The sequence below is a fragment of the Pseudomonas sp. USHLN015 genome (assembly GCF_037153275.1).
Taxonomy (GTDB): domain Bacteria; phylum Pseudomonadota; class Gammaproteobacteria; order Pseudomonadales; family Pseudomonadaceae; genus Metapseudomonas; species Metapseudomonas tohonis.
The window spans coordinates 99,574-118,866 of sequence record NZ_JBBCKP010000008.1; the positions used below are offsets into that span (position 1 = coordinate 99,574).

The window sequence follows — 19,293 nt, forward strand, 5'->3', positions numbered from 1 at the left end:
CTTGTCATCACGAGGGTAGTTCACTTGATCCCGACAGGATGGCCAGGTGCTGTAGGGTGTGCCGCGCGCACCTCCGCTCGATGCCTCCGGTGAGGCTGAAACCCAGGCTGCGCACGCGATCGCGAACAGGGTGTAGGGGCGACTTCAGTCGCCCGGCGATGCCCGGCATCGCGCCTCCGTGGGAGCGAATTCATCCGCGATAGCCGGGGGCAGGGTGCAACCACGCCCCCCGCCACGTTGGGCTTCGTCCCTCAGCCCAACCTACGCCGCACGAAAACGGGCCCCGCAGGGCCCGTTCCTTGTTCACGCCGGCGGCTAGAACTCCTCGAGCGGCATGCGCTTCCAGCTCGGCAACTCGCGCAGCGCCGGCTCGTCGTGCACGGCGAGGAACACCGGCAGGTCACCCCGGGCGAGCCAGATCTCGCCCTGCCACTTGAGCACATGCACCTGCTGGTTCGCCCAGCTCATGAAGGCCCGCTTCGGCGTGGCCCCTTCGTCGCGGTGGTGGTCGTACAGCGTGGGCAACACCGCCTCGCTGAGCCAGCGGCCGATGTTGCGGTGCTCCGGGTGGTTGAACCGGTATAGCGCCTTGTAGGCACCGGCATCGCTGATCACCTCCAGCTCCTCGCGCAGCCCGGTGCCGTATTCCAGCAGCACCCAGCGCTTCTGGTACGGGTCCATGCGCTGGGGCAGGCGGTAGGGGCGCAGCGCACCGATCATCCGCGCGAAATCCACGGCGACGAACCAGGGCTGGTTGTCGATCATCACGGCGCGCAGGGGGTAGCTGTTGCGGTGGAAGAACAGAGGGGTGTGTGCTTCGTGCATGGGTGTAGCTCCTATCAGTCGGTTCAGGAGCTGCCGCCATCCGCTGTCAAACGAAGGGTGGCAGACCGCGCAGGGTTGACAGACCGGCGATAGGACCCGGCAGACCCGAGGGTCTCCCCACGCGATCTGCCATAAAGCAGTGCAGTTAAACCTGCATGCGAGCACGTGCCTGCAAAAAACGTTCGCCGTTTCTCGCATGCACCTTGCGGCGCAATCGCGCCTATCGGAACGGGCTGTCAAACCCGGTCGCGGGATTTACCGCGACCGGCGAAGGATAGGGAGGTGCGGCGGGGAGGGCAAGGGGGGTGTAAGGTTGGCTATCAATTAAGAGATAATATTTCTTAGGTGTGAAATTTTCTCTCTTATACGAAGTATCTCGGTATCAGAGTTTGGAGTGTTGTTGATTATTTTGTTTAGATAGCCTCTTCCTGCTTTGTTTTTTGCGATTAGCTCGTCAATATATTTGGCGTTGGCGCTGTAGTCTTCAATGGCTTCATGGTATGCGTCTATAGCTTTTATGTAGTATTCGGTGTTGTTGTAATTGTCTAGTTTGCAGAGTAGTCCGTATAGATTGGCTCGGGTCAATTTTGCGTTGACTGTTACTGTTTTCTCTGTTTCGGTGATGGCTTTGTTGGCGTGCTCAATTGCTGCAAGTACGGTTGATATGTCGTTGGCTTCGTGGTCGTGGTAAATACTTTTTGCTCTTTGAAGCCAGTAATTTGGCTCGCTAGATAAAATTTCTGCTAGTTTTTTGTAGGTTTCGCCAATGAGGGCTCTGTTTGGGTTGGCGCCCGATGTAGTTGTGGAAAACAGTGAATTTAATACGTCAAACATAATGAGTTCATAATAATTGGGGTTTTCTTTTGTTGCGGCAACAGTTTCGACTATAAGTTCTGCTGATTTTTTTGTCCCTATCGCTGCTGATATTGATTGCAGCGCATATAGAACCCATGCCTGTGAATTGCTGGTGAGAGAGAAGCTAGAGTGGGTTGCTTTAAATGTGTTTTTGTCTGTTTCTGTTTTTTCGATAAAGGGAGACCAGTGCTTCTCAAAGGTGTTTATAAAGTCCTCCGATGTAGATGTGTAGCCGTTGCGCTCTAGTATGGCGCGATAAGTAACTGAAAGGACTTTTTGCTTGGCTGCTAAGATATATATCAGTCCGAATTCAGGCTTGCTAATTTGAGCTTTACCTAAAAATCTGACTCGTTCATCAATTCTGTGTTTTAGGGTTGTTTGGTTGCCAAGTAGTCTTGTTATTACAGCGCTATTTGCAACTGTGTAGATGTTGTCGAGAATTGTTCCTTGTGATCCGAGGCGTGATGTCCCTACGGAGTCGAGAATTTTATTGACTCTGCTTCGCTCTTCACTTTCGAATCTGCTTTTAAGTTGTATTATGGACGCTTCATCTAGCTTTTCAGCTGTTACTAGCTCGTGCTTATTTAGTGCAATTATTATTGTTGATTTTGCGGCTGTTATTCTCTCGCTTGATGCGAATATCTTGCGGAGTTGAGTGAAGTTCAGAGCTTCTGTGTCGATTGCGATGAGGCTGTTTTTCAGATTTAAGATGTTGTTGAGCGTTTCATCAGTTACTGCTGATTCGGATGTTATGAAGTAAGGCTTCTTAGATGAGAGATTCCGGAGCGCCTTGTAAAGTGAGGATGTCTTTCCGGAAAACCTTGCGCCAGTTATTGCAGTTATCGGGTTGTTGGTGGCGGACTTGATTATGCTGCCGTCCGTTGTCCTAGGAATTGATAGGTGGCTGCTATCTCCACCTTTCCAGTTGATTTGCAGGAAATAATTGAGAAAGTGAATTTCGCTAAATAGCGCTTTGTGAGTAGGTGTAAAAGAAAATGACTCGATCAGTGAGTCTGTCGGGGTGTTGCGGTGGCTCAGTTCTGCGTATTTTAAATAAAACAAATCATAATCACAGATTATTACATCTGTGATTTTATAATCTCGGAGTCGTTTTATTGTGTCGTAGTCTTGGGGCTCACTTGAGGTTATATATACACGTTTTGATTCGCTTTGCTTTGATGTGAACTCTTGGCCCGCGAGAGCGTGCAGGATATCAAGTTCATCGGTCAGGCTGCAGCCTATGAAAAGTATGTTGTTCTCGGCAATGTCGTTTTTTAACTCATCAATAAGTGGTCGGTTTTTCGTAAGGCTCTTGATGTAGTCTCCCTTTCCGAATATTAACTTGAGGTCGTCGCGATTTGAGGCTTTAAGTGCTGTAAAAACATCACCGTGTAGTTTGTATACGTACTTTCTCTCTGAGCCTCGAGAGAACGGTTCGTAGGGAATTACCTTGACGCCATTTATTGTGTTTTCGATGCCGTCGTCAATATTTAGTGTGTAGATATACGGCCAGGGTAGTGAAAGAAATGTTATTTTTGAGGGTGTTGATATTTTTACACCGGAAAAATGTTCGTCTAATGTGATTTTTATTGTGTTTAGTGGAACGATTTCGTCGCCAAAATATATATCAGATAGGTCTTGGAAGTTATAGGTTTTGAGTCTTTCTGCAGAGGGTTTCATCTCGGCTTTGCTTGCGCTAATTTGCGCTTGCATTATTTTCATCCACTCTCTGCCATCTGGGACTTTCTTTGTTTTTGCTTTCTCGCCCCTGGTGAAACCAGTGCCAATGAAGGGGATGTTTCGGCCGGATGAAATTAGATTTAGGAGGAAGTCTTCTGTTTCTTTGTCTTCTAGTTGGCGATATTTCATGGCTCTTCCTTAAGGCGCCCAGTTGTGGGATGGATCTTTGGAATATGACCTAGTCTCCGCACTCTATCGCGTGGCAATGTCTTCGACATGTGTAGAAGATTCGAGCCTGGGAGACGTAGTTGGCTATCTTGAGATTTTAAATTCATTGGGGGAGTTGATACCCCCAATGACTGATTATCTATTAGCCATACTCGGCTAAGGATCACCTTTACTGTCCTTTCACCTCAGCCTGCGGCTGCGCCACACCATTCCGTTCATGCCGGTACACGCTCACCGTTTCGTACACCACCTTGCGCAGGCGGTTGATGCCGCCAATGGGGCGGTGTTCGGGGAGGGCGTGCCAGGGGTTGAAGGAGAGGTTGTCGCAGAATTCGTTCTGCTCGCGGCTATCGAAGTCCTGCGCGGGCACCTTGATGGTGGCGACGGTCTGGAAGGGGGAGATCTTCTCGCTCCAGGCTACGCTGGTGTCTTCGATGGGCATGTAGTACTGCGGGTTCTGCACCTGCACCTGGAGGGCGAAGCAGGCCGGTACGCGGTCCAGGGAGAGGCGCTGGTACAGGGCGTTGCGCAGGAAGTTGGGCAGGTCGGTGTTCTGCTTGGGCAGTTTGTACTCGGGGCAGGATTGCGGGTCGGGGATGACGCGGTACTTGATGTTGGCCTGGCCGAGCTTGTACGGGGAGACGGAGCTGTAGACGGTGTCGGTCGGGCTGTCCGGGGCCGGGGCGAGGGTCTGCAGGGCGATCAGCATGTGGCGGATCTCCCAGGTGCGCGGGTCGAGGCTGGGGAAGAAGGCGCCGACCTTCTGGCCGTTGGCCTGGGCTTCGAAGTTGCTGCGGTATTCGGCCACGTCGCGGATGAAGAAGACGTCGTGGTTGAACATCACGAAGTCCTGTTCGTTGGCGTGGTCCAGGGCGTTGAGCAGTTTCTGGCCGGGCACGTCGAGCAGTTTGATGGCCATGCCGCGTGCGTCGCGGGCGCTGTCGAACTGCGGGTAGGCGTTGCCGTTGGAGAGGCGCATCCAGGCTTGCCAGGTCTTGCCCGGTTCGGCGAGCACGCCGGCGCGCAGGTCGCTGGCCAGGTCCTTCGCGACCGTGACTTCGGCCTTCACGCAGCCATGGGCCTTGGCGTGGGCGTCACGCATCACGCGGGTGTTGTCGCGGTGCTGTTCGACCACGCGCACGGCCGATTCCATGATGGCCTTGGCGTCGCTGGCCTCGGTCGGGGGGATCTGTTCGTCGGCGGAGACGGGGCCGGAGAATTTCCAGCTGTAGTAGAGCGAGCCGATGCCCCAGCCCAGCAGGCCGACGACGAGGAGGGTGAGGGTGAGCTTGCCGAGGAGGCGGCCGAGCCAGAGCCAGAAGCGCTTGAGCATGGGAGCTGGAGTCCTTGTTGTTCGTTCCCAGGCCCTCCCCGTGGCGGGGAGGGGTGTGACAGCGGTCTATCAGCCTTCGCAGGCGGGGCCGGGCGTCCAGGGCTTGGGCGCTACCGGGCTGAGCTTTTCTTCCAGGCTCTGGTTGCCCATGACCTTGAGGTATTCGATCAGCGCGAGGCGTTCGTCCGGCGAGAGGGCGCGGCCGATGACGCCGTTCTGGCGGCAGCCGTCGCGGAACTCGTGGCCCTGGTTGCTGTTGCCGGTGACGGAGGTCTTGAACAGGAACCCGCCGGGGAATTTGTCGTGCTTGAAGCCGGCGAATTGCGGGTCGTACTCGAAGTTGCCGACGTAGAACTCCTTGGCGCGCTCGGGCACGGGGGAGAGCAGCTGGAAGAGGGTGGGCACCGAGCCGTTGTGCAGGAAGGGCGGGGTGGCCCAGATGCCGTCCAGCGGGCGCGCCTTGTAGGCGCGCAGTTCGCGCACGCCGATCTTCAGGCCGTAGCCGTCCATCTGCTTGCGTTCTTCACCGCTGATGCCGGCCTGCTCGTAGGCGCGGTCTTCGACGTAAGCGGTGAGGTAGGCCAGGCCCTTGGCGCTGGAGATCTTGCTGAAGTCGAGGTCCTGCAGCGGCGGCTTGCTGAACAGGACGACGTCGAGCTTGGAGAGCTGCTCCTTGGTCCAGCCGAGCTTGGTGATGTCGAAGCGGTGGTCGGCGATGTTGTCGGCGGTGGTGGGGTCGGTGCCGATCTTGTCGGTGGCGATCATGCGCATCTTCCACTCCGGGTCGCGGTCGGGCGCCAGGCGCTTGTCCACCGGTTGCGGGTTGGGGGCGTGGCAGTAGGCGCAGTTCTCGGCGAACAGGGCGCGGCCCTGGCTGGCGCGGGGCAGGTCGATCTTGCCGAAGACCTCTTCCGGCCAGGTCGGCGGCTTCAGGGTCTTGAGGGTTTCTTCCAGGGTGTGCAGGTCACGCACGCGCACGCTGGAGGCGTAGCGCTGGTCCAGCGGCACCGGCTGGCCGTTCTCCTGGTGCAGGGTGAGGCTGGCGCCGACGCCCAGGGATTCGCCGATGTTGCGGGCCATGGGCTGCATGGCGGAGCCGTTCCACTGCACCCAGTCGAATTTCCAGATGTCCCACAGCTGCGGGTAGCTCACCGGGGCGTTGGCGATGCGGTAGTTGGCGGGGTCGATGGCGTCGCCGAACACGCTGTTGGCGATGCGGCCGAAGGCGTCGGTGCGGCCGAAGCCTTCCTCGGTGGGGTAGAGGCCGCGGTGGGTGTCGTTCCAGGCAGTGCCGAGCAGGCGGTCGAGCACGTCCTTGAAGTCGCTGCGCAGTTCGTCCTTGCCCTTGGGGTATTCGCTGCCGAGCACGGTCTTGGCGAAGCGGTTGAACTTGAAGGGGTTGTAGTAGGTGAAGGCCATGCTCATGCCCAGCGCCTGGCCGAAGCCGCCGCCCCTGAGGGTGGGCACGGTGGAGGCGAGGGAGTGCAGGGCGGCGCCGCCGTCGATGCGCACGGCCTGGCCCTTGTAGTGCAGCTCGCCGGTGTGGCAGGCGGAGCAGGTGATGTCGAGGTACTGCTGGCCGGTGTCGTCGTCTTCATGGCGGGCGAAGCCGACGGGCAGGTTGCCGGGGTTGATCTCGGTGGCCTTCTGCAGCGGGTCGACGAGGAAGCCGAAGCGGGCGAGGTATTCCGGGCGGGCGAACCTGTCGCTGGAGAAGGGCAGTTCGAGCGCGGTGAACCAGTCGTAGCGCAGGCCCTTAACCGTGGTGCCCTGGGGCGTGTAGTAGTAGGTCTGGCGAGCCTGTTCGTCCCACTGATTGAGGTAGTGCAGCTGCTCGGGGGCTTTGTAGGTCGGCAGGTTGGGGTTGGCGACGTAATAAAGGACGACGGCCAGGCCCAGGAGGATCAGAACGAGCAGAAGCACCAGCGTGCGACGCAGGATTCGCATCAGATACATCCTTGTAACTAGTGGGGAAAAGCCTACGTTATGCCAATCAATACGGCTATTGGCAAGGTGCTATTACCAATGTCTTGGGCACGGGGCGTTTTGTCGGCTGCGTCATGTTTTCGAGAGGCCGATTCTCCGGGCTTTTTCACTGCGCAGGGCCTGCGCCCGATCGCTTCGGCGTTTTAAGAACCCTTCGCGATGATGCCTATAAGAAATGGTTCCATAGCCCGTCAAAGATATTGCTAGCGTTACAGTTAGAAGCGCCAAACCATTGTTTTTATTGCATTAATCAAAAAATTGGCGCCAAGGATGGGACATGTTGGACACCATCACCCCGACTGCTCGCCGCGTGCTGATGATCGACCCTTGTGAGGAGTGCCGACAGCTGCTGCCGCGCCTTCAGGCCAGCGGCTGGACGGTGGAGAGCCGCGAGTCGCAGCAGGCGCAGGCGGGCGGTTATGACGTCGGCCTGTTGTGCTTGCGGCATGAGCACCTGGACAACCCCGAACGCATCAAGACGCTCATCAGCAGCAGCGGCACCGAGTGGATCGGCCTGCTGGGGCGGGACATCGCGCCCCAGGAGCGGGTGGAGGATTTCGCCGGCGAATGGTTCTTCGACACGGTGGAAGTCCCGGTGGATTCCGCGCGCCTGCAAGGGCTGCTCGGCCGGGCCTTCGGCATCGCTCGGCTGCGTGGCCTCGGCAGCCGCCAGGGTGCCGACCACGAGCTGCTGGGGCAGAGCCGGCCGCTGCGTGACCTGCGCAAGCAACTGGCTAAGTTCGGGCCGCTGGACCGGCCGGTGCTGATCCTCGGCGAGAGCGGCACCGGCAAGGAACTGGTGGCGCGCACGCTGCATCGCTATTCACGCCGCGTGGGCGGGCCCTTCGTGGCCTTCAACTGCGGGGTGCTGGACGAGGCCGGCTGCAGCGCCGCGCTGTTCGGCCCGGCGGGGCGCCTGCAGGCGGCGAGCGGCGGCAGCCTGTTCCTCGACGCGGTGAGCGAGCTGCCGCTGGAGGTGCAGCGCACCCTGATGCACTGCCTGCGTACCCGCAAGCTGCCGCAGCCCCAGGGCCCGGCACGCAGCCTGGACGTGCGCCTGCTGGTGGCCTCGGACCGCGACATCGAGCTGATGGCCGAGCAGGGGCGCTTCCTCCCGGAGCTCTACCAGCTGCTGGCGCCGCACCAGGTGCGCCTGACGCCGCTGCGCCGCCGCCAGGGCGATATCGCGCTGCTGGCCAACTACTTCGCCGATCTCTACAGCCTGGAGTCCGGGCACAAGCCGCGGCAGTTCAGCGAGGAGGCGCTGACCGCGCTGGTGCGCCACCACTGGCCGGGCAACGTGCGCGAGCTGGCCAGCCGGGTGCGGCGCGGCTATGCGCTGGCGGAGGGGGAGCAGATCGAGGCGGCGGACCTGGGGCTGCACAGCGTGCCGATGGACAGCGTGCTGATCGGCACCCTGGACGACTACAAGCGCCGCGCGGAGTACCAGGCGCTGTGCGACGCGCTGGCGCGCTACGGCAACAACCTCAGCCTGGCGGCACGGGTGCTGGGCATCTCGCGGCCGACCTTCTACCGGCTGCTGCACAAGCACCAGCTTCTTTAGGCAGCCAGACTCCGGAGTGTTGACGTAGGGTGTGCTGCGCGCACACGGGAGGGGCTGTCGGAAGCTCCGTGAGGAGGTGCGCACGGCACACCCTACGGCACGTGTTCATCCTCTGGGGCTTCAATTCGAATGGTCACAACCTGCCCTCTTGGCAAGGGGCTTGGCCAGGCTTCGGAGTGTGGATGTAGGGTGCGCCGCGCGCACCTGGGAGTCCGCCGGAGGCACCGTGCGGAGGTGCGCACGGTGTTCATCCTGCGGGGGCTCAGCTCTTCACAGGCCACCTCGCCCAGGGGGCGTGGTTGGCGAGGCTCACATGAAAAAGGCGCCGGAGAGGCGCCTTTTTCATGGGCATCGGGCCGTCAGCTCTGCATCGCCCAGCCGCTGACATCCATGGCGGCCTGGCGCAGCGCTTCGGAGCGGGTCGGGTGCGGATGGCAGATCAGCGCGATGTCTTCGCTGGAGGCGGAGAACTCCATCGCCACGCAGTACTCGCCGATCATCTCGCTGACGCTGGGGCCGACCAGGTGCACGCCCAGCACTTCGTCCGTGCGTTCGTCCGCCAGCACCTTCACGAAGCCTTCGGTCTCGTGGTTGATCTTGGCGCGGCTGTTGGCGGTGAAGGGGAACTTGCCCACCTTGTAGGCGCGGCCCTCGGCCTTCAACTGCTCCTCGGTCTTGCCCACGGTGGCCACTTCCGGGCGCGTGTAGATGACGTTGGGGATGACCTCGTAGTTCACCTCGGCCTTGTGCCCGGCGATGCGCTCGATGCACACGATGGCTTCGTCCTCGGCCTTGTGCGCGAGCATCGGGCCGGAGGTGACATCGCCGATGACCCAGATGTTGGGCGTGGCGCTCTGGTGCTTCTCGTTGGCCAGCATGCCGCGCTTGTCGACGCTCAGGCCCACCGTCTCCAGGCCCAGGCCCTGGGTGTAGGGGCGGCGGCCGATGGCCACCAGCACGTAGTCGGCCTGGAGGGTTTCGGCCTCGCCACCGGCGGCCGGCTCGACGCTGAGTTCGACGCCGCTCTTGCCGCTCTTGGCGCGGGTGACCTTGGAGGCGAGCTTGAACTTCATGCCTTGCTTGGCCAGGGCGCGTTGCAGGGTCTTGCCGGTTTCCACGTCCAGGCCGGGGCAGATGCGGTCGAGGTATTCCACCACCGTGACCTCGGCGCCCAGGCGGCGCCAGACGGAGCCCAGCTCCAGGCCGATCACGCCGGCACCGATCACCACCAGGTGCCTGGGTACCTCGGGCAGGGACAGGGCGCCGGTGGAGTCGAGGATGCGCTTGTTGTCGATCTCCACGCCCGGCAGCGGCGTGGGCTCGGAACCGGTGGCGATGACGATGTGCCGGGCTTCCAGCACCTGCTCCTTGCCATCGTCGCCCTTGACCACGACGCGCCCCGGGCCGTCGATGCGCCCCCAGCCCTTGATCCATTCGGCCTTGTGCTTGCGGAAGAGGAATTCGATGCCCTTGGTCAGCGCGCTCACGCTGTCGGCCTTCTGCTTCATCATCTGCCCGAGGTTGAGCGTGGGCTTGACCTCGATGCCGAGCAGTTCGAATTCCTTGCCGGCAGCGGCCTCGTAGAGTTCGGAGGCGTGCAGCAGCGCCTTGGACGGCATGCAACCGACGTTCAGGCAGGTTCCGCCCAGTGTCTCGCGTCCCTCGACACAGGCCACCTTCAGGCCGAGCTGGCCAGCGCGGATCGCCGCGTTGTAACCACCCGGCCCGCCGCCTATCACTACCACGTCGTATTGGCTCATGAACTTTTCCTCTATCTCTGTTGATGTCTATCGACCCAGCAAGCGTAGTGGAGCTTCACGGCGCGTCCATCGGCTTTGGATGACGGGCGTAATATCCTCGCGCCTGAATGAGCGGTCAAGAAAAGTTCGTGGGGGTCAGGGCGCTGTGGGAGCGAATTCATTCGCGAACGGAGCGGCGCGCTCGAGTGCCCCCCCGCGTTCGCGGGGGTGACGGATGGGCGAGGCCTCCCAAGCCCCTCGTCATCCTCGCGAACGCGGGGATCCACTGGACAATGCACCGGGCGAGGGACTCGGGTCTTTCGCGAATGAATTCGCTCCCACGAGAGTGGCGCCCGGCATCCGTAGGTTGGGCTGAGGCACGAAGCCCAACGCAGTAGAGCCAGGGGCTGGGTACCGGATGCAGCGCTGCGCACCGATGGGCGAATGAATTCGCCCCTACAGGGGGGACGCGGGTTGCGTTGGTGGGGCTGTGGTGGGCGCCCGGCATTCGTGGGTTGGGTAGAGGTACGAAACCCAACATGGCGGAGTTGGGCCCCGTTACGCGATAGCCATCAACCGCAGGGTGCTTTCGAAGCGCAGGGCGTCGCCGCTGATGGGGTCGACGAAGGCCAGTTCGCGGGCCAGCAGTTGCAGGGGGCGGGCATGGTCGTCGGGGGCCTGGGTGTCGTGCAGGTCAGGGTAGAAGCCGTCGTTGAGGATGCCCGCACCGAGGGCGGCCATGTGCACGCGCAGCTGGTGCTTGCGGCCGGTCACGGGGTGCAGGGCGTAGCGCCACAGCTGCGAGCCGCGCTCGATCACCTCCAGGCGGGTTTCGGTGTTGGGCTCGCCGTCCACCTGCTGCATGCGGAAGAAGGGCTCGCCCGGCTCCAGGCGGGTGCGCAGGGTGAGCGGGAATTCCAGCTGCGGCAGCGGCGCGGCCACCGCCTCGTAGCGCTTGTGCACGCGGCGCTCACGGAACAGCGCCTGGTAGGCGCCACGGGTGGCCGGCTCGCGGGAGAACAGGACCAGGCCGGCGGTGTGCCGGTCGATGCGGTGCAGCGGCACCAGGCCGGGGATGCCCAGGCGCCGGGTGAGGCGCGCCTGCAGGGTCTGCTCGACGTATTCGCCAGCGGGCATCACCGGCAGGAAGTGCGGCTTGTCGACCACCACCAGGCGCTCGTCCTGGTAGAGCACGTGCTCCTCGAAGGGGATCTCGCGCTCCTGCGCCACCTCGCGGTAGTAGCGCACGCACAACCCCACCTGGTAGGGGCGCAGCGCATCCACCGGGCGGCCCTCGCCATCGGTCACCCGCCCACGCGCCATGCGGTCGAGCCAGGTGGCGCGGTCGATGGCCGGGAAGTGCGCGCAGAGGCAGTCGAGCACCGTCGCCCAGGGGCCCTGGGGCAGGTGCAGCGTGCTGGGGCGCACATTGGGTTCGGTGCTCATGGCCATCTCCGGTCAAGCCTGGCGGGGCGCGCATTAGGCCGCAGCGGGCGCGGGCGGTCAAACCCGGGCGTGTCGGTTTCCCTCCACCCGGCGTGGCGTCATCCGGCAGGGCAAGCGGACCCTTTCACCTGTCGAGCCCATCGGGCTTGAGCCTAGGATCACGGCCACTTCACCGCACGGGCATCGCCCAAGGCAACCCACGCTTTTCGGGGGGGGGGCGTGCTCGTCCCCGCTGTCGGGATGGGTATCCGAGGCGGGGCCGGTGGGACGAACAACGCAAGCAAGGAGACTGACCACGGCACTGGATTTCATCATCGCGGGCGAGCGTCGCCTGGCCGTCGAACCCAATGGAATGCCGGTCGCCGGCCGGGCCGGGGGTGACGGCGAGGCCCGTACCGTCGGACTGCAGCACCCGGTGCACCATCGGACCCCGGGCCATGCTTGCCGCGTGCAGGTGGAGGTGGACGCATGAATCCCCTCATCACCCTGGCGGAGTGGTCCACGCGCCTCACCAGGGGGCGCATCAGCAGCCGCGAGCTGACCGAGATCATGCTGGAGCGCGCCCAGCGGCACTTCGCCTCCGGCGGCCACGCGTTCATCGAGCTGGACGAGGAGGGCGCCCGCGCCGCCGAGGTGCTGCGGGGCGACGATGCCTGGCTCATGCCCACCGTGTCCGTATCCCCGCCGCGCCTGGCGGACATCCTCGACGAGGACGCCTACCACCGCACCGACGCGCGGGTGCTGGCCAACCCGAGCGTGGTCAACTTCATCGACGGCTGCGCGCTGTCGATCCCGCTGCCGAAGCACCCCGGTATCGCCCTTGGCGTCTGTGGCCTGGGCGGCCAGGACGCGAGCATCCTGCAATTGGGAGCCAGTATTCAGCGCTGCCTGGGCTGAACCGCCGATGCTTCGAGAGGGCGCGCCCCGAGTACCGGGCTATTTTCATATAAGTCCATTTTTCCGATTCTTATATGGGTTATTCGTGGATAAAGCGTGGTTTCATGAAATTAATTTATATTTGCACAGCCGCGTATAACTCTATAATTCAGAGTATTAACGGCTTTATCCGGGTTTAACACTCGATATGATGAATTTAGGTCTGATCAAGCCCGGCGAAGTGGTCGAGCTGCTCTGCACGCGTTTGCGCCAGGAGCGCCTGTCCCAGCAGATGACCCAGGCGGAGGTGGCCGCCCGAGCCGGCATCGGTGTGGGAACCTTGTCGAATCTGGAGGCCGGGCGCAGCGTGGCGTTCGATAGCGTGGTGCGCGTGGCCATGGTCCTGGGGCGTCTCGGCGAGCTGGAGCGGCTGTTCATGCCGCAGCTGGAAAGCCTGGATGACATCCTCCGCTATGAACAGGGCGCCCAGCGCCAGCGGGTCAAAAGGAAAACCGGCGATGTCTAGACGGGTCGACGTCTACTACGACGGCTGGGGTGCCCATTGGCGCTGGGGATCGCTGGTTTCCTCGACCGCGCTCACAGGCCGTCCGTTGATCGCCTTCGAGTTCAGCGAAGAAGCGCTGGAGTCGGGGCTGGAACTGTCAGCCTTGCGCCTGCCCCTCAAGGGGCCACGGCTGCGCAGGGATTTTCCCGATCATCAGCTGTCGCTGCCGGGGCCGGTCTACGACTCGCTGCCCGATGGTTGGGGCATGTTGCTGATGGATCGCCTGTTCAAGCGACGTGGGCTCAACCCCGCGCAAATCGGCCCTCTGGAACGCCTGACCTACATAGGCTCGCATGCCATGGGGGCGATGTCGTTCGAGCCGGCGGCGGAGTCGCCCCTGTCCTGTGAAGAGGTTCCCCTCGAGCAACTGGCGGCGGAAGTCCAGGCGGTGCTCGATGGCGAGGGCGGGGAATTCCTGCAGCAGTTGATGCTCATGGGCGGCTCGCCCCATGGAGCGCGGCCCAAGGTATTGCTCTATCGCGACCCTGTGAGCGGTCGCTTCAGCACGGCGGCGGCGCCTGGCCTGGAAGCCTGGCTGATCAAGTTCCCGGCGGCCTGGGAGCACCCCGAGGTGTGCGCCGTCGAAGCGCTCTACGCGCAATGCCTGCGCGAATGCGCCATCGAAACCCCGGACACCGAGCACTTCGAGCTACCGAACGGGCGGGCTGCCTTCGCCAGCCGCCGCTTCGACCGGCAGGGGGGCATGCGCGTGCCCATGCAGAGCCTGGCCGCCTTCACCGGCGCGGACTTCCGCATAGCCGGTGCGCTGGATTACACACATTTCCTGCGGGCGACCCAGTACTGCTGCAATGACGTGCGGGAGAAAGCGATCGCCTTCGAACGGATCGTGTTCAACGTGGTGTTCAACAACCGTGACGATCACCCCAAGAACTTCGCCTACCTGATGTCCGCCAGCGGCCAATGGACGCTGGCCCCAGCCTACGACGTGACCTTCTGCGAAGGACCGGGTGGCTACCACCAGATGGACGTGATGGGAGAGGCGCTGCGCATCACCCGGCAGCACCTGCTCAAGCTCGCAGCGGAGGAGGCGGATCTTACGGCCCGGGACGCTGCTGACATCATCGAGCGGATCCGCCATGTGGCCAGTGGCTTCAGTGCCCGCGCCGAGGGCCGGTTCCCCCACGGCATCACCCGTGACACCTTGCGCACGATCCAGGCGCGCATCGACGACAACATCGCGCGGCTCGGCTGAGTCGCGAACCGCACCACGGATGCGCCACGCCTGCACAAGGCCGGCGCCGCGCTACAATGCGCGCCTGCGTCGGGAACGGCGAGGCGGCGGCGCGTGTCCCATGCACGCGGCCCGGGCCTTTCCCTGCCACCGATTTCAGCTTCGTTTTCACTATGAGGATCGCAGTATGTCTCGCACTTCCATCACCTTCGGCCTGGCGCTCATGGGCGCTCTGCTGGCCGGTTGCAGCTCCACCGACGCGCCGGCGGAGAAGCCCGCCGCCGTTGCCAGCGAGAGCCTGCCGGCCGCTGCGCCTTCCGAGGATGGCCGCTGCTCGTCCGGCCCCGTGCGTTCGCTGGTGGGCAAGGCCGCGACCCCGGACCTGGTCGAACAGGCGAAGAAGGCCGCCGGTGCCAGCGACGTGCGCGTGCTCAAGCCGGGCAGCGTGATGACCCTGGAATACAACTCCCGCCGCCTGAACATCGACACCGATGACGCCAACCTGATCAAGGGCGTCAGCTGCGGTTGAACCGCCCCCCTCCGGGCCCGTGCCTGCGGGCCCGTTTCCTTCCCCGCTTTCTCCCTTTCGCCAACTCGGGTTTCTGTCCACACACGTTGTGGTGCCGTCCTTCACAGGTTGCGGATTCTTCCTCTGTGCCCCTCCGTGCGCACGCTCTAGCATCGTGGCTTCCACCGCTTCCCGCCTGCCCGGACGTCTTCCGTCGCTCCGGCGCGACGCTGCGCGGGAACACTCGCATCAGTTCGACAGGAGTTAGCCATGACACTGCACTTCACCGTGGCCGGCGGGGAATCCCTCGCGTTCGATGTACGCAGCCTGGTGGTCGCCGGCTGGACGGGGCGCGATGCCGACAGCGTCGCCGCGCAGGTACGCGAGCTTGGCGCGCGCTCGCCGGAGACGTTGCCCTGCTTCTATGAACTGTCCGCCGACCTGTTGTGCACCGACGACGGCTTCCAGGTGCCGGGCAGGGACTCCTCGGCCGAGGTCGAGTGCGTGCTCTTCTCCACGGGCACGGCGCTCTATGTCGGCATCGGTTCCGACCACGCGGACCGTCGCGTCGAGGGGTACGACATCGCCGTCTCGCGGCAGCTCTGCCTCAAGCCGGTGGGCCGCGAACTGTGGCGTTTCCATGAAGTGGCGGGGCATTGGGACCAGCTGCGCCTGCGTTGCTGGCGCCATGTCGAGGGGCGTGACGAGCTGTACCAGGCCGGGCTCGCCGCGACGCTGCTGGACCCGCGCGAGCTGATCGCCCTGCGCACCGGCGATGCCAGCCTGCCGGCCGGCACCGCGATGTTCTGCGGCACCTTGCCCTTCATCGGCGACCCCGTGCCCGGGGAGCACTTCAGCGTGGAACTGCACGACCCCGTGCTCGGGCGCAGCCTCAGCCACAGCTACCGGGTGCAGGCGCTGGACTAGCCGGCTAGCCGAGCTTCATCACCACCACGCCGATGGCGATCACCAGGCAGGCCAGCAGGCGGATCGCCGGCATCGGCTCCTTCAGCGCCAGCCAGCCGATCAGCAGGGCGAATACCACGCTGGTCTCGCGCAATGCCGAGACCAGCGCCACCGGTGCCCGGGTCATGGCCCAGATGACGATGCTGTAGGCCAGCAACGACATGGCGCCGCCCGCCAGGCCGCTCTTCCAGTACGGGCCCAGCTGCAGGAACACGCGTGGCCCGCGTTGCACCGCGATCACCAGAGCCATCACCCAGCCATTCACCGCGAACAGCCAGGCGGCGTAGGACAGCGCGTCGCCATTGCTGCGTGCGCCGACCGCGTCGGAAAGGGTGTAGCCGGCGATGAAGGCCGCCGTCATCAGCGAGCAGAACAGCATCGGCCGGCTCAGCCCGGCGCTGCTGCGCCCGCCACGCCAGGCCATCAGCCAGATGCCGATCACCAGGGTCAGCAGGCCAAGCAGCTCGGCATGGTCGAGCCCGTCATGCAGGAACAGCACCGACAGCAGCGCCACGATCAGCGGCGAGCTGCCGCGCGAGAGCGGGTACACCTGGCCGAGGTCGCCGTACTGGTAGGCGCGGGACAGGAAGTTGTTGTAGCCGATGTGCAGCACGGCGGAGAGGATGATCCAGGGCCAGGCGGCCGCGACCGGGAAGGCCACGAAGGGCAGGGCGAGCATCGCCACCAGGCCGGCGGCCATCTGGATCAGGGTGGCGGTGAGCAGGCGGTCGAGGCCGATCTTCAGCAGGGCGTTCCACCCCGCGTGGAGGGCGGCGGCCGCCATCACCACGAGAAATACCGAGGTGTCCAAACGCGACGTTCCTTGTACCGACGGAGGTGCGGCGCCCAGCGAGGGGCGCCGCGAAGGAGGCGCGATAGTGACACAGCCCGCGCACTGCTGTGAAACCTCCGTGCCTTCTCCGTGGCCCGGGAAGCGCCTCAGTCGATCGGCAGCGCCACCGGGCGGATCGGGGCGGCGTCGGCGCCGCGGAACTTCAGCGAGGCGCCGATGAAGGCGAATTCGTAGACCTTGTCCCGCGACAGGCCTTCGAGGTCCACCAGCTCCATGATCGGCGCGCCCTGCTGGGCCAGCAGGTAGGTGTGCACGGGGATGTAGTTGTCCGGTACCTCGGTGGGGAAGGTCTCGAAGCTGAGGTTGTCCGCTCCCACCACCATGGCGCCGCCGTCCTCGACGAGGAACTTCGCCGCGTCCAGGCTCAGGCCCGGTGGGTTGGTCATGTAGCGCTGGGCGTCCTCGTAGTCGCGCATGCGCCCGGTGCGGATCAGCACCACGTCGCCCTTCTGCAGGCTTACGCCCTGCTTGTTCAATGCTTGCTGCAGGTCCTGGCGGGTTACGCGGTAGCTGTCCGGCAGCAGCTCCACGCCCTTGGCGGCGGGGATGTCGATCAGCACGCCACGGGCGACGATGGGCGGCAGCTTCTCCGCGCCGGTCACGTTCCAGCCGCGGTCGCCCAGGTGGTCGGCGGCGGCGTAGCCGTTCCAGATCCTGCCCTCCAGGCCGAAGTGGTTGAGTGCGTCGATATGGGTGCCCATGTGGGCGTACATCGACACCGCCGAACCTGTGTAGCTGACGTGGCGGTTCATCGCCTCGCCGACGCCCATCGGGTCGGCCAGCAGGTTGCCGTGGGGCGTGTGGGTCATCCACATCTGGTAGGGCGGGTCGCCCGCCGCCTGCCAGCTGGGCATGCCGATGAAGTACTCCACGGCCAGGTCGTAGGCCTTGCCGCCGCTGAGGCGGCCGAGGATGGCGGCGCGGGACTCGGGGGTGATCAGGTTGAGGCGGCCGATCTCGTCCTTCGGCCCCCAGGGGCTCTTGCCGACTTCCTCGGCGGCGAAGGCGCCCTGCGCCAGGGACAGCAGCAGGGGCAGGGCGGCGAGGCGGGAAAGGGGGCGTGGCAGGGGCATGGCGGTATTCCTCGTGGTGATGGATGCCGCGATGGTATTTGTCAGCCCTGAAGAGATAATCTCCGCCTCCGCTGAAAGACATTCAACCCGAGGGAAAATATGGACCTGCTCGTTGCCATGCGGACCTTCCGCCGCGTCGTCGAACTCGATGGCTTCAGCAAGGCCGCCGTCGACCTGGGCCAGTCCACCGCCGCGGTGAGCAAGCAGGTGCGCCAGCTGGAGGCGCGCCTGGGCAGCCTATTGCTGCAACGCACCACCCGGCGCATGAGCCTCACCGATACCGGGCGCGCCTACTTCGCCGAGTGCTGCCGCCTGCTGGACGAGCTGGATGCCCTGGAAAGCGCCACCGCCCTGGGCACGGGTGAGGTGAGCGGGCGCCTGCGGGTCAACGCACCGCTGTCGTTCAGCCTCAAGGTGCTGTCGCCGCTGCTGGTGGAGTTCATGGCGCTGTACCCGCAACTGAACGTGGAGCTGACCCTGGACGACCACCTGCTGGACCCGGTCTCCGAAGGCTTCGACGTGTCGCTGCGCATCCGCTCCAGCCTGCCCGACTCCAGCCTCATCGCCCGGCGCCTGGGCGAGGTGGAGCAGGTGATCTGCGCCGCCCCCGGCTACCTCGCGGCGCGGGGCACGCCCCGGCAGGTGGAGGACCTGTGCGGGCACGACTGCCTCGCCTACCGCCTGGCCGACAACCCCGGCGGCTGGCGCCTGGACGGCCCCAAGGGGCGTGGCGTGGAACTGCGCACCCGGCTCTCGGTGGACAACAGCCTGATGCTCTGCGACCTGCTGCTGGCCGGCGCCGGCATCGGCGCGCTGCCGTCCTTCATCGCCGACCCGCACCTCGCCAGCGGCCAGTTGCAACGGGTGCTCCCGCAACAGCAACTGGCCCGGCGCACCATCTACGCCCTGTACGCCAGCAACCGCCATCTGCAGCAGAAGGTGCGGGTGTTCGTCGACTTCCTGGCACAACGGCTGGCCGGCTGAGGGCGTTTCACAGCGGGTTGCACTGATCGTCTGAATGTCGGGCGTTGTGCACCGAGCGCCGAAAACGGCCCGGCACCACCCGGATGGTGAGTACCGGTGTTTTTGTGCGTGCGATTTGACTGAAGTCAGGGTCGTCACTCGCCTATTGCTGCCCAATAGCTGTCATTTAAGAAATCTCCTACGGAGGGGGCAGGCGATGTCCTCAATAGCCCGCGTGGGCCCCGGCAGCAGGGGGCCGCGCTCATGAGCAGCTTCGAAAAACATGGCAACCCGGGCCTGGATGCCGTCATGAAGGTCATCGGCGGCAAGTGGAAGGCGCAGATCCTCTACAGCCTCGGCGACGGGGCACGCCGCTTCGGCGAGCTGCGCCGGCAGGTCGGTGGCATCAGCGAAAAGATGCTGGTGCTGCAACTGCGCGAGCTGGAGCTGGAAGGCCTGGTGCTGCGCCGCGACTACCAGCAGGTGCCGCCTCGCGTCGAATACCGCATCACACCGCTGGGCGCCTCCCTGGTGGACGCGCTCAAGGTCCTCGACGACTGGGGGCGGCGCCACGGCAGCCAGATCGGCCTGCCACCGAGGGTGATGGAGGACGAATAGGGCACGCGGGTTCCACCCGGCCT

General features: G+C 63.6%; 16 protein-coding genes. 8 read left to right on the forward strand and 8 right to left on the reverse strand.

Features of this window, described 5'->3' with window-relative positions:
• Window positions 1–315: 315 nt before the first annotated feature.
• The 4 genes from WFQ67_RS17310 to WFQ67_RS17325 all read right to left on the reverse strand — a co-directional run bounded on the left by WFQ67_RS17310 (window position 316) and on the right by WFQ67_RS17325 (window position 6,868).
• The gene (locus WFQ67_RS17310) at window positions 316–825 is read right to left on the reverse strand and encodes a BRO-N domain-containing protein (protein ID WP_337057668.1); all 510 of its coding nucleotides are present in this window, start codon (window positions 823–825) and stop codon (window positions 316–318) included.
• A 324-nt stretch (window positions 826–1,149) separates the two neighbouring features.
• Window positions 1,150–3,549, reverse strand: coding sequence for an SIR2 family protein (locus WFQ67_RS17315; protein ID WP_337057669.1), 2,400 nt, complete (start codon window positions 3,547–3,549; stop codon window positions 1,150–1,152).
• A gap of 208 nt (window positions 3,550–3,757) precedes the next feature.
• On the reverse strand, window positions 3,758–4,921 hold the full coding sequence (locus WFQ67_RS17320; RefSeq protein ID WP_337057670.1) for a catalase family protein: 1,164 nt from the start codon (window positions 4,919–4,921) through the stop codon (window positions 3,758–3,760).
• 69 nt (window positions 4,922–4,990) lie between these two features.
• On the reverse strand, window positions 4,991–6,868 hold the full coding sequence (locus tag WFQ67_RS17325; RefSeq protein ID WP_213630211.1) for a di-heme-cytochrome C peroxidase: 1,878 nt from the start codon (window positions 6,866–6,868) through the stop codon (window positions 4,991–4,993).
• Window positions 6,869–7,184: 316 nt separating this feature from the next.
• Here WFQ67_RS17325 and WFQ67_RS17330 point away from each other — a divergent pair, with 316 nt between their 5' ends.
• Window positions 7,185–8,471, forward strand: coding sequence for a sigma-54-dependent transcriptional regulator (locus tag WFQ67_RS17330; protein WP_173178116.1), 1,287 nt, complete (start codon window positions 7,185–7,187; stop codon window positions 8,469–8,471).
• Between the two features lie 359 nt (window positions 8,472–8,830).
• Here WFQ67_RS17330 and lpdA read toward each other — a convergent pair whose 3' ends face one another.
• Entirely contained in the window at window positions 8,831–10,231 is a 1,401-nt protein-coding gene (gene lpdA / locus WFQ67_RS17335; RefSeq protein ID WP_337057671.1) for a dihydrolipoyl dehydrogenase, read from the reverse strand.
• 537 nt (window positions 10,232–10,768) lie between these two features.
• Window positions 10,769–11,656 carry a pseudouridine synthase gene (locus WFQ67_RS17340; protein ID WP_337057672.1) on the reverse strand — a complete coding sequence of 296 codons (888 nt, stop codon included), beginning with the start codon at window positions 11,654–11,656 and terminating at the stop codon, window positions 10,769–10,771.
• A gap of 468 nt (window positions 11,657–12,124) precedes the next feature.
• Between WFQ67_RS17340 and WFQ67_RS17345 the strand changes: the two genes are divergently transcribed.
• The 5 genes from WFQ67_RS17345 (at window position 12,125) to WFQ67_RS17365 (ending at window position 15,724) form a co-directional block, all read left to right on the forward strand.
• Window positions 12,125–12,553 carry a hypothetical protein gene (locus WFQ67_RS17345; protein WP_337057674.1) on the forward strand — a complete coding sequence of 143 codons (429 nt, stop codon included), beginning with the start codon at window positions 12,125–12,127 and terminating at the stop codon, window positions 12,551–12,553.
• A gap of 187 nt (window positions 12,554–12,740) precedes the next feature.
• Entirely contained in the window at window positions 12,741–13,058 is a 318-nt protein-coding gene (locus WFQ67_RS17350) for a helix-turn-helix domain-containing protein (protein ID WP_244863042.1), read from the forward strand.
• Window positions 13,051–14,310 (forward strand): type II toxin-antitoxin system HipA family toxin, encoded by a 1,260-nt coding sequence (locus WFQ67_RS17355; protein WP_337057675.1) that lies wholly within the window; start codon window positions 13,051–13,053, stop codon window positions 14,308–14,310. The genes WFQ67_RS17350 and WFQ67_RS17355 overlap by 8 nt, the downstream gene beginning before the upstream one ends.
• Before the next feature lie 166 nt (window positions 14,311–14,476).
• Window positions 14,477–14,818, forward strand: a complete 342-nt coding sequence (locus WFQ67_RS17360) for an I78 family peptidase inhibitor (RefSeq protein WP_213630222.1) — start codon at window positions 14,477–14,479, stop codon at window positions 14,816–14,818.
• A 249-nt stretch (window positions 14,819–15,067) separates the two neighbouring features.
• Window positions 15,068–15,724 (forward strand): DUF2848 family protein, encoded by a 657-nt coding sequence (locus WFQ67_RS17365; RefSeq protein ID WP_173178123.1) that lies wholly within the window; start codon window positions 15,068–15,070, stop codon window positions 15,722–15,724.
• A 4-nt stretch (window positions 15,725–15,728) separates the two neighbouring features.
• On the opposite strand, the gene WFQ67_RS17370 is transcribed toward WFQ67_RS17365, so the two are convergent.
• On the reverse strand, window positions 15,729–16,574 hold the full coding sequence (locus WFQ67_RS17370) for an EamA family transporter (RefSeq protein WP_173178124.1): 846 nt from the start codon (window positions 16,572–16,574) through the stop codon (window positions 15,729–15,731).
• Window positions 16,575–16,702: 128 nt separating this feature from the next.
• The gene (locus tag WFQ67_RS17375; RefSeq protein WP_337057676.1) at window positions 16,703–17,689 is read right to left on the reverse strand and encodes a cyclase family protein; all 987 of its coding nucleotides are present in this window, start codon (window positions 17,687–17,689) and stop codon (window positions 16,703–16,705) included.
• 99 nt (window positions 17,690–17,788) lie between these two features.
• Between WFQ67_RS17375 and WFQ67_RS17380 the strand changes: the two genes are divergently transcribed.
• Together WFQ67_RS17380 and WFQ67_RS17385 are read left to right on the forward strand one after the other, a co-directional pair.
• Window positions 17,789–18,673 carry a LysR family transcriptional regulator gene (locus WFQ67_RS17380; RefSeq protein ID WP_337057677.1) on the forward strand — a complete coding sequence of 295 codons (885 nt, stop codon included), beginning with the start codon at window positions 17,789–17,791 and terminating at the stop codon, window positions 18,671–18,673.
• 243 nt (window positions 18,674–18,916) lie between these two features.
• Complete coding sequence (locus tag WFQ67_RS17385) at window positions 18,917–19,270, forward strand: winged helix-turn-helix transcriptional regulator (protein WP_337057678.1); 354 nt, start codon at window positions 18,917–18,919, stop codon at window positions 19,268–19,270.
• Window positions 19,271–19,293: the final 23 nt, after the last annotated feature.

Bases quoted from the DNA above. Each gene is read 5' to 3' on its own strand.
- WFQ67_RS17345 (WP_337057674.1), top strand. From the start codon at position 12,125: ATGAATCCCCTCATCACCCTGGCGGAGTGGTCCACGCGCCTCACCAGG.
- WFQ67_RS17320 (WP_337057670.1), bottom strand. From the start codon at position 4,921: ATGCTCAAGCGCTTCTGGCTCTGGCTCGGCCGCCTCCTCGGCAAGCTC.
- WFQ67_RS17375 (WP_337057676.1), bottom strand. From the start codon at position 17,689: ATGCCCCTGCCACGCCCCCTTTCCCGCCTCGCCGCCCTGCCCCTGCTG.
- WFQ67_RS17380 (WP_337057677.1), top strand. From the start codon at position 17,789: ATGGACCTGCTCGTTGCCATGCGGACCTTCCGCCGCGTCGTCGAACTC.
- WFQ67_RS17360 (WP_213630222.1), top strand. From the start codon at position 14,477: ATGTCTCGCACTTCCATCACCTTCGGCCTGGCGCTCATGGGCGCTCTG.
- WFQ67_RS17325 (WP_213630211.1), bottom strand. From the start codon at position 6,868: ATGCGAATCCTGCGTCGCACGCTGGTGCTTCTGCTCGTTCTGATCCTC.
- WFQ67_RS17330 (WP_173178116.1), top strand. From the start codon at position 7,185: ATGTTGGACACCATCACCCCGACTGCTCGCCGCGTGCTGATGATCGAC.
- WFQ67_RS17350 (WP_244863042.1), top strand. From the start codon at position 12,741: ATGATGAATTTAGGTCTGATCAAGCCCGGCGAAGTGGTCGAGCTGCTC.
- WFQ67_RS17385 (WP_337057678.1), top strand. From the start codon at position 18,917: ATGAGCAGCTTCGAAAAACATGGCAACCCGGGCCTGGATGCCGTCATG.
- WFQ67_RS17315 (WP_337057669.1), bottom strand. From the start codon at position 3,549: ATGAAATATCGCCAACTAGAAGACAAAGAAACAGAAGACTTCCTCCTA.
- WFQ67_RS17365 (WP_173178123.1), top strand. From the start codon at position 15,068: ATGACACTGCACTTCACCGTGGCCGGCGGGGAATCCCTCGCGTTCGAT.
- WFQ67_RS17310 (WP_337057668.1), bottom strand. From the start codon at position 825: ATGCACGAAGCACACACCCCTCTGTTCTTCCACCGCAACAGCTACCCC.
- WFQ67_RS17355 (WP_337057675.1), top strand. From the start codon at position 13,051: ATGTCTAGACGGGTCGACGTCTACTACGACGGCTGGGGTGCCCATTGG.
- lpdA (WP_337057671.1), bottom strand. From the start codon at position 10,231: ATGAGCCAATACGACGTGGTAGTGATAGGCGGCGGGCCGGGTGGTTAC.
- WFQ67_RS17340 (WP_337057672.1), bottom strand. From the start codon at position 11,656: ATGAGCACCGAACCCAATGTGCGCCCCAGCACGCTGCACCTGCCCCAG.